General features: G+C 68.3%; 7 protein-coding genes. 5 read left to right on the top strand and 2 right to left on the bottom strand.

The features are described 5' to 3' along the window. The coding region (locus tag VNE62_03080) for an ATP-dependent Clp protease ATP-binding subunit (protein ID HVE91272.1) at positions 1-2,004 on the top strand (2,004 nt) is incomplete at its 5' end. Between the two features lie 47 nt (positions 2,005-2,051). Here the strand turns inward: VNE62_03080 and VNE62_03075 are convergent. Continuing rightward, positions 2,052-3,023, bottom strand: coding sequence for a magnesium and cobalt transport protein CorA (locus VNE62_03075; protein ID HVE91271.1), 972 nt, complete (start codon positions 3,021-3,023; stop codon positions 2,052-2,054). Positions 3,024-3,135: 112 nt separating this feature from the next. Between VNE62_03075 and mgtE the strand changes: the two genes are divergently transcribed. Next, positions 3,136-4,503 (top strand): magnesium transporter, encoded by a 1,368-nt coding sequence (mgtE, locus tag VNE62_03070; protein ID HVE91270.1) that lies wholly within the window; start codon positions 3,136-3,138, stop codon positions 4,501-4,503. Positions 4,504-4,539: 36 nt separating this feature from the next. Here mgtE and VNE62_03065 read toward each other — a convergent pair whose 3' ends face one another. Next, entirely contained in the window at positions 4,540-5,412 is an 873-nt protein-coding gene (locus VNE62_03065) for a hypothetical protein (protein ID HVE91269.1), read from the bottom strand. Positions 5,413-5,543: 131 nt separating this feature from the next. Between VNE62_03065 and radA the strand changes: the two genes are divergently transcribed. The 3 genes from radA (at position 5,544) to VNE62_03050 (ending at position 8,700) form a co-directional block, all read left to right on the top strand. Then, positions 5,544-6,938: a DNA repair protein RadA gene (gene radA / locus VNE62_03060; protein HVE91268.1), complete on the top strand. Its 1,395-nt coding sequence runs from the start codon at positions 5,544-5,546 to the stop codon at positions 6,936-6,938. Positions 6,939-7,024: 86 nt separating this feature from the next. After that, the gene (locus tag VNE62_03055; protein ID HVE91267.1) at positions 7,025-7,528 is read left to right on the top strand and encodes a CarD family transcriptional regulator; all 504 of its coding nucleotides are present in this window, start codon (positions 7,025-7,027) and stop codon (positions 7,526-7,528) included. Positions 7,529-7,602: 74 nt separating this feature from the next. Then, positions 7,603-8,700, top strand: coding sequence for a PIN domain nuclease (locus VNE62_03050; GenBank protein ID HVE91266.1), 1,098 nt, complete (start codon positions 7,603-7,605; stop codon positions 8,698-8,700). Positions 8,701-8,703: the final 3 nt, after the last annotated feature.

Here is an 8,703-nt window from a genome sequence, read left to right as displayed (position 1 = left end):
CTGGACCAGTTCGGCCGCAACCTCACCGCTCTGGCGGCCCAGACCAAGCTCGACCCGGTCATCGGTCGCGAAAAGGAGATCGAGCGGGTCATGCAGGTGCTATCCCGGCGGACGAAGAACAACCCCGTCCTCATCGGTGAGCCCGGCGTGGGCAAGACCGCGATCGTCGAAGGCCTGGCGCAGCGCATCGTGCGCCAGGAGGTCCCGGAGACGCTCAAGGGCAAGCAGATCTACACGCTGGACCTCGGCGCCCTCGTCGCGGGCTCCCGTTACCGGGGAGACTTCGAGGAGCGGCTGAAGAAGGTTCTCAAAGAGATCAAGCAGCGCGGCGACATCGTCCTTTTCATCGACGAGCTGCACACGCTCGTCGGCGCGGGGGCCGCGGAGGGAGCGATCGACGCCGCCTCGATCCTCAAGCCGATGCTGGCCCGCGGAGAGCTGCAGACGATCGGGGCGACCACGCTGGCCGAGTACCGCAAGCACCTCGAGAAGGACGCTGCTCTGGAGAGGCGCTTTCAGCCGATCCAGGTGTCCGAGCCCACCGTGGCGGACACGATCGAGATCCTCAAGGGTCTCAGGGAGCGTTACGAGCAGCACCACAAGGTCGTGATCACCGATGAGGGGATCGTGGCCTCGGCCAACCTCGCCGACCGCTACATCACCGACCGGTTCCTGCCCGACAAGGCGATCGACCTCATCGACGAGTCCGGCTCCCGGATGCGCATGCGGCGCCTGTCGCTTCCTCCCGAGATCAAGGAGATCGACGACCGCATCGCCGCGACGGAGGCCGAGAAGGACTCGGCGATCCAGCGCCAGGACTTCGAGGAGGCGGCGAACCTGCGCGAGTCCGTGAAGGCCATGCAGGAGGACCGTCGCGAGCGCGAGAAGGCGTGGAAGACCGGCGAAGGCGAGTTCCACGGCGTGATCGGCGAGGAGGAGGTTGCGGAGGTCCTGGGCATCTGGACCGGCATCCCCGTCCACCGCCTCACCGAGGAGGAGTCCGCCAAGCTCCTGCGGATGGAAGACGAGCTGCACAAGCGCGTCATCGGCCAGCAGGAGGCTCTCGAGGCCGTCTCCAGGGCCATCCGGCGCACGCGGGCAGGCCTCAAGGACCCCAAGCGTCCGTCCGGGTCGTTCATCTTTCTCGGCCCCTCCGGCGTCGGCAAGACGGAGCTCGCCAAGACCCTGGCGGAGTTTTTGTTCGGTGACGAGGACGCGCTGATCACGCTGGACATGTCCGAGTACATGGAGAAGCACACGGTCAGCCGGCTCGTCGGCTCGCCTCCCGGCTACGTCGGTTACGAAGAGGGCGGTCAGCTCACCGAGCAGGTCCGCCGCCGGCCGTACTCCGTGGTGCTGTTCGACGAGATCGAAAAGGCCCACTTCGACGTGTTCAACGTCATGCTGCAGATCCTGGAGGACGGGCGCCTGACCGACGCGCAGGGCCACCACGTCGACTTCAAGAACACCGTGATCATCATGACCTCCAACCTCGGCACCCGGGACGTGGCAAGGTCCCGCGGGATCGGGTTCTCCAATCAGGCGGACGGCGAGATCTCGTACGACCGCATGAAGGAGAAGGTCATGAGCGAGCTCAAGCACAGCTTCAGGCCCGAGCTGCTCAACCGGATCGATGAAGTCATCGTGTTCCACCCGCTCTCCAAGCCGGAGGTCACGTCGATCGTCGACCTGATGATCAAGCGGGTTCGCGAGCAGCTGGCAAGCCGCGGGCTGAGCCTCGAGCTGACGGAGCCGGCGAAGCTGCTCCTGGCGGAGAAGGGTTATGACCCCGCCCTCGGGGCGCGGCCGCTGCGCAGGACGATCCAGCGGCTGGTCGAGGACCCGCTGTCGGAGAAGGTCCTGTGGAAGGAGTTCCGCGCCGGACAGGTCGTCGTCGTGGACGCCCAGAACGACGAGATCGTGTTCACCGCCCGCGATGGCGAGACGATCGAGGCCCCCGAGCCCGTCGAGCTCGCGGCGCCGGCCGCGTCAACGGAAGGCTAGAGAGATCAAGTGGCCGGGCGGTCGTCAGACCGCCCGGCCTATGCCTTTCACAGCCACCCGCGCTTTTTGAAGTACGCGTAAAGAGACAGCCCGGTGAGGGTCATAAGGCCCAGCGCGAACCAGAAGCCGAACCTCTGCCCGTCCAGCGGGACCAGCCGGAAGTTCATCCCGTAGACGCTGGCGATGAACGTTGGAACGGCGATGATCGCCGCCCACGCTGAAAGCCGTTTGGTGGCTTCGCTCTGCTGGTTGACCTGCTCGGTGCGGATGAGGTCCAGGATCGCGTCCGCGAGGTCGTCGACGCTTCGCACCTGGTCGGTCATGCGCAGCATGTGGTCGTAGACGTCCCTGAAGTAGCGGCTCGTGCTTTCGTCAAGTACGGGAGGTCGTTCGGGGTCGACCACGACTGCGAGCATGCGCGACACCGGCAGGGCGTAGCGACGGAGGCGCGCCAGCTTCTGCTTGATCGAGTACAGCTGCTTCTGGACGGGCGTGGCGGGGTCGCCAAGCACGACCTCCTCCAGCGTCTCGATGTCGGTCTCGATGCGGTCGGCTATGGCCTGGTAGTCGTCCACGATCGAGTCGATCAGCGCGTGCATCAAAAACGCCGGGCCGCGTTTGATGTCCGTGGGTGCCGAGGCGAAGCGCCGCCTGGCCTCGGTGAGGGTCCTGCCCGCGTTGTCATGCAGCACCAGGACGTAGCGGCTGCCGGCGAAGCAGGAGATCTGCGCCGGCTCCAGCTGCATGCCCTCGTCATCGAGCTGGTGGATGACGACGAACAGATGGCTGTCGTACTGCTCGAGCTTCGGGCGCTGGCGCCCCGACAGTGCGTCCTCGATCGCCAGGGGGTGCAGACCGAACTCCTGGGCCATCGCGGCCGCGTCGTCGTCGGTGAGCGACGACACGTCCGCCTCCGCCCACACGAGGTTTCCCGGAGTCTCCCGGAGGTCCGAGACCCGCTCGATGTCCATGACGCGCGACCACCCGGACTCTGCGTCATGGCACTGCGCCGTCAGCATCAATTGCTCCCGGGTCGGCGGACCTGCCCGACTGTAGCGAAGCCTCGATCGCCGGGCGCGCGATAAAGCATCATGGACGTTCGTTTTCCCGTCTCTTTTCAGAGGACAACTCGTGCGCGACGCCCAGCCGCTGACGGTCGACCTGCTCGAAGAGGAGCTTTGTCGCCATCTGGACGATCCCCGGACGCTGAGGGACCTTGCCGAGGCCGCGCGCCCCGCCGACGTCGCGGACGTGTTCAACCGGCTGGAGACAGACGAGCGGTGCGCGGTGTTCCGCGCGCTGACGCCGGAGTTCGCGTCGGACGTCCTGGCCGAGGTCAGTCCGGACGTCACCCGCGACCTGCTGGAGTCTCTGAGCCCCGCGGAAGCCGGGCACCTGCTGGACCTCATGCCGATGGACGACGTCGCGGAGATCCTCACCGAGGACGTCCCGGAGATGCAGCAGCAGCTGCTGCAGGTGATGCGTGCACCGGACGCCGCCGAGGTCCGCGATCTGCTGGCCTACCCCCCGAAGAGCGCGGGCCGGATCATGACCGAGAAGTTCGTCCGGGTCGACCCCAGGATGACGGCCGCCGAGGCCGTCGCCCAGCTGCGGGTGGTGGACGAGGAGGTGGAGACCATCACCGACTTCTACAGCCTCGACGCGGCCGGCCGCCTCCAGGGTGTGGTCTCCCTGCGCGAGGTGATGGTGGCCCAGCCTGAGACGCCGCTGGGGCGCATCATCCGCACGGACGTGATTTCCGTCACGCCGGACACCGACCAGGAGGAGGTCGCCCGGCTGGTGTCGCGCTACGACTTCCTGGCGCTGCCGGTGGTCTCTTCGCAGGGCGTGATGCTCGGTCTGGTGACGGTGGACGACGTTATCGACGTTCTGCTCGAGGAGGGGTCGGAGGACGTCCTGCGGTTCGGCGGAATCGAGGCCGGGGGGATGCCGGCCCAGCCCTACTTCAGCATCCCGCTCACGAGCGCCGTCCGGCGCAGGGCGGGCTGGCTTTTGCTGCTGTTTGTCGCCGAGACGGCGACGGGCATTGTGCTGCGGGTGTTCGACGACGAGCTTTCGCGCATGGTCGCCCTGACGTTTTTCATTCCGCTTCTGATCGGCACCGGCGGCAACACGGGAGCCCAGACCGTCTCCACGCTGATTCGTGGCCTGGCCTTGCGCGAGATCCAGCTGAGGGACACCTGGCGGGTGCTGGCTCGCGAACTGGCGGGCGGCCTGCTGCTCGGCCTGACGCTGGGCGTCGGCGCCTTTGGCCGGGCCCTGTTGTGGAACAGCTCGATGCGCCTGTCGGTAGTGGTCGGGCTCTCCGTCGTCGTCATTTGCACGTGGGCGAACACGATCGGCGCCCTCATACCGCTGGTCGCGCAGAGGTTCAAAATCGACCCGGCCCTGGTGTCCGCGCCGCTGATCACGACGCTGGTGGACGCAACCGGCCTGGCGATCTACCTGCTCATAGCGAAGTCGCTGCTGGGCCTGTAGCCGCGACCCCCGGTGCCCAGCCCCTCGTGCTCCTGCTTAGGGGTGGCGCTTCAGGAGTAGGACGTCGCGGCTTTTCAACACGAGGCTCTGGCCGGCGTCGGAGAAGGTCGCGTCGTTTGTCTGATCCTCCTTGACGGAGGTGCCGAGGTCCGGCGAGAACCACACCGGCCCACGGATCGTCCCGGTCACGCCGCCCATCTGGTAGTCGGTCTTCTGCTCCAGCCGCCACGTCTTCCAGGTCTTGCCGCTCGAGTCGGCAACGTCCTCCTGGCCCACGACGCTGATGTTGAACGTAAAGCGGCAGTTCTCCCCCGTGGCCGTGTGGGCGGGATAAGCCTCCTTGCGCAACGGAATCCGCAGGATGGGCGCCGGGGGGTTCAGTGCGCACTCAAGCCGCTGGCCCTGGCCTTCAAACCGGATAAGTGACAACAGCACGCTTGTAGCCTCCCACCGGAAGACCTGCGTCCCGGACCCGCCGCCCTGGCTTGTGGTCTGCCGGCCCGTGTACTCGTTGCCGTTGGCGGACAACTCGATCGTCGCCTCCGAGCCTGCCGGGTATTCCTTGGGCTGGGTGCTCAACGGGTCCTGGGCAAACCCGCTCAGCGCGTAGACGTAGGATCCGATCCTGGGGCGGTTGACTCCGTTGGCCGGTGCCGCCGGCACCGGCGCCCCCTGGCCGGCGCTGCCTGACTTGGCCCCCGTGCGGGCCGGAGCAGCCGTCCCGCCGGCCTTGCCTGCCGTCGCCGCCGGCGCGGTCTCATCGGCAGCCTCGGTCTCATCGGGCCCGGCGGTCTCCGACGCTCCCGAAGCCGCCGGCCCGCCCCCGTCCTTCCGTCCGTCGTCGCCCTTGCCGCAGGCGGACATCAGCAGGGCCAGTACCAGCAGGGACACGAGCACGGGCTTTCTCATAGGGCTCCTTAGGGGTTCGCGGTTCGCGAATGCCAAGTTTGTCAGACGCGGCGGGAGCGGGGGAGCTGATGGGATCCGAAGTCCCCCGCTCGGATCGAAGTGTCCGAGGTCGTCCATAGACTGCCCGGGCCGTGAAGACCAGATCCGTCGCGACATGCCAGTCCTGCGGTGCCCGGACCCCCCGGTGGGTGGGCCGCTGTCCGGAGTGCGGCGAGTGGGGATCGGTCGTCGAGGAGCTGGAGAGCCGTGAGCCCTCGGCCAACGGTCCGGCTCCTGACCTCCAACCGCTGCCGCCCCTGGACGAAACCGCTTGCGGACGGCTGTCCACCGGGTTGGAGGAGGCGGATCGGGTGCTGGGGGGAGGCCTGGTTCGGGGCTCGGTCTTGCTGCTGGCGGGGGAGCCGGGGATAGGGAAGTCCACTCTGACGCTGCAGGCGGCGATGCTAATGGCGACCCACACCGACGTCCTGCTTGTGTGCGGCGAGGAGTCGCCTACACAGGTGGCGGCCCGGGCCGGACGCCTGGACGGGCGGTCGGAGCGAATCAGGACGCTGGCGGACCCGTCCCTGCCGGCCGTCCTTGCGGCCGTGGAGTCCGGGCCGGACCTCGTGGTGGTGGACTCGGTCCAGACGCTTTATGACCCGGCGATCCCGTCGGCCCCCGGTTCGGTTGCCCAGGTCCGGGAGTGCGGGTCGCGCCTGGCCCGGGCGGCCCGCGACCGGGGGACGACCCTGGTGCTGGTCGGACACGTCACCAAGGACGGGTCGGTGGCCGGACCGCGTGTGCTCGAGCACCTGGTGGACGTCGTCTGCGCGTTTGAAGGCGACCGCGGCGACGGCGTCCGGGTCCTGCGGGCACTGAAGAACCGCTTCGGCTCCACCCAGGAGGCCGGGTTCTTTGAGATGACCGGGCGGGGCCTGGCCGGAATCCGCGACGCCACCTCCTACCTTCTGGCCGACCGCTGCCCGGGCCTGCCGGGCAGCGTCCTGGGGGCCTTTGTCGAGGGCCGCCGGGCCTTTTTGCTGGAGATACAGGGCCTGGTGGCTCCCGCGGGCCGGCAGATGGCCCGCCGGACCGCCATCGGGGTGGACTCCTCGCGGCTGCCGCTGCTGGTCGCCGTCCTGCAGAGGCGGCTCGACCTGCCGCTGTCGGAGCACGACGTCTATGTCTCCGCCGTGGGCGGGATCAGCATCACCGAGCCGGCGGCGGACCTCGCCGTCGTCTGTGCGCTGCTTTCCGCCTGGAGCGGGGCGGCGCTTCCGGACGACCTGGTGGCCTTCGGCGAGGTGGGCCTGGCCGGTGAGGTCCGGCAGGCGGCATCGGCGGACCGGCGCTTGGCCGAGGCGGCGGCGGCCGGGTTCAGGCGGGCGGTCATCCCGTGGAACACCTCAGCCGAGGCGCCTGCGGGTATGACACTGCACCGGGTGCGCCACGTCCGGGACCTCCTGGACTCCCTCGGGACGTCCGAATTGACCGGGTTGCGCAACCCCTTGCAGGGAACAGCCGCCCGCGCGTCGAATACCTGACATCGCAGGTCAGACCGGGGAACCCACCGGGACAGCCGCCCGGAGCAGGCCCCCGGGCCGACTCAGAGGATGGTACTATGCCTAGGATGGCGACCAAAAAGCGTGGCAAGGCGTACAAGATCGGCGATCAGGTCGTCTACCCCCACCACGGCGTCGCCACGATCGAGCGCATCGAGGACAAAGACGTCCTGGGCGAATGCCGCCAGTACCTGGTCCTCAAGCTGGATGCCGGCGACCTCACCCTCATGGTGCCGGCCGCGTCCTGCGAGGAGGTCGGCATCCGGAACCTGATCGACCGCAACCAGGTCGACGGCGTGCTGAAGGTGCTGAAGCGCAACGAGGTCACCGACAACGCCGAGAACTGGTCCCGCCGGTTCAAGGCCAACTCCGAAAAGCTCAAGTCCGGCGACGTCCAGCTGGTGGCTGAGGTCGTTCGTAACCTGAGCATCCGCGAGCGCCAGAAGGGCCTTTCCACGGGCGAAAAGCGCATGCTCAACCGTGCGCGCCAGATCCTGACGGGCGAGATCGCCGTTGCCCTGTCCGTCGAGGCCGAGGAGGCCGAGGCGGTCCTGGAGAAGGCCCTCAAGTAGCGGCTGTCCCGCCGGCCTTCAGCCGGACGGGTCACGCACGCGGCCTTGCCCACCCGCCGGACAGGGGGAAGGTCATGGTCATCGAGGCGATCCGGCTGATCGTCGTGCTTTCCTTCACGGCGGGCGCCTATCAGCTCGGACGCAGCCGCGGCTCGTCCGTGCTCCCGGTGGACAACCCCGAGACGGCAGCCTTTCTGGTCACGGCGATCGGAGCCGGACTGGGCTACATCGGCGGGGGAATGGTCGCCCGCGGCGTGGACCGGGCGATGGCCTTTGTCGAGCAGCGACTGGCCGAGCGACACGCCACCGAAGTCCTTGCCTCCACGGTTGGGCTGCTGGTCGGGCTGGTGATGGGGGCCCTCGTGTCCTGGCCGGTGCTGGCTTTCGTGGCCTCGCCCGTCGTCAGCTACCCGATCGTCGCCCTGGTGCTGGTGATATCCGCCGCTTTTGGCTCCCGATTTGCCTCCCGCAAGCGCCATGAGCTCTTCGGGGTCATGGGGGTGGCCGCGTCTGTCGAGGGGCCAACGGGCGGGTGCCTTCTCGACGCCTCGGCGGCCATTGACGGCCGGATCCTGCAGCTGTGGAAGTCCGGGCTCCTGCCGTCGCCGCTGTGGGTCCCGACGTTCATCATCTGGGAGCTTCAGGGAATCGCCGACTCAAACGATCCGATCCGCCGCAGGCGCGGGCAGCGGGGACTGGACGTGCTGACCTCGCTGCGAGAGGCGGGCGCGACGGTGAGGGTCCTGGACGAAGACCCGGCGGGGACGACGGAACCCGACGCCAAGCTCCTCGTGGTGGCCAGGCGCCGGGGGCTGCCACTGGTGACGTCGGACTCCAACCTCGGCAAGGCGGCGGAGCTTCAGGGTTTGACGGTCCTGAATCTGCACGCCCTCACCGAGATGCTCCGGCCCCCAGTCCTGCCGGGAGAGCGGACCTCCGTGCAGCTCATCAAAGAGGGTCGCGACGCCGGACAGGCCGTCGGCTACCTCGACGACGGCACGATGGTGGTCGTCGAGAGGGCTTCTGCGCTGCTGGGGACGTCGGTGGAGGTCGAGGTCATGAGCATCCTGCAGATGTCCACCGGCCGGATGCTGTTCGCGCGGCGGGTCGGCGAGCAGGCAGCCGACCGGTCCGGCCAGGCGGGGACGGGCGGCGCCGCGGCCGGCACGTGAGCG

It is taken from the genome of Actinomycetota bacterium (assembly GCA_035536535.1).
In the GTDB taxonomy this organism is placed as follows: domain Bacteria; phylum Actinomycetota; class JAICYB01; order JAICYB01; family JAICYB01; genus DATLNZ01.
The sequence above is the reverse complement of the archived record's forward strand: the minus strand, read 5'-3'. Positions and strand labels throughout refer to the sequence as shown.

Excerpts from the sequence above, each read along its gene's own strand:
- VNE62_03075 (HVE91271.1), bottom strand. The coding sequence starts at position 3,023 with ATGCTGACGGCGCAGTGCCATGACGCAGAGTCCGGGTGGTCGCGCGTC.
- VNE62_03065 (HVE91269.1), bottom strand. The coding sequence starts at position 5,412 with ATGAGAAAGCCCGTGCTCGTGTCCCTGCTGGTACTGGCCCTGCTGATG.
- VNE62_03055 (HVE91267.1), top strand. The coding sequence starts at position 7,025 with ATGGCGACCAAAAAGCGTGGCAAGGCGTACAAGATCGGCGATCAGGTC.
- VNE62_03050 (HVE91266.1), top strand. The coding sequence starts at position 7,603 with ATGGTCATCGAGGCGATCCGGCTGATCGTCGTGCTTTCCTTCACGGCG.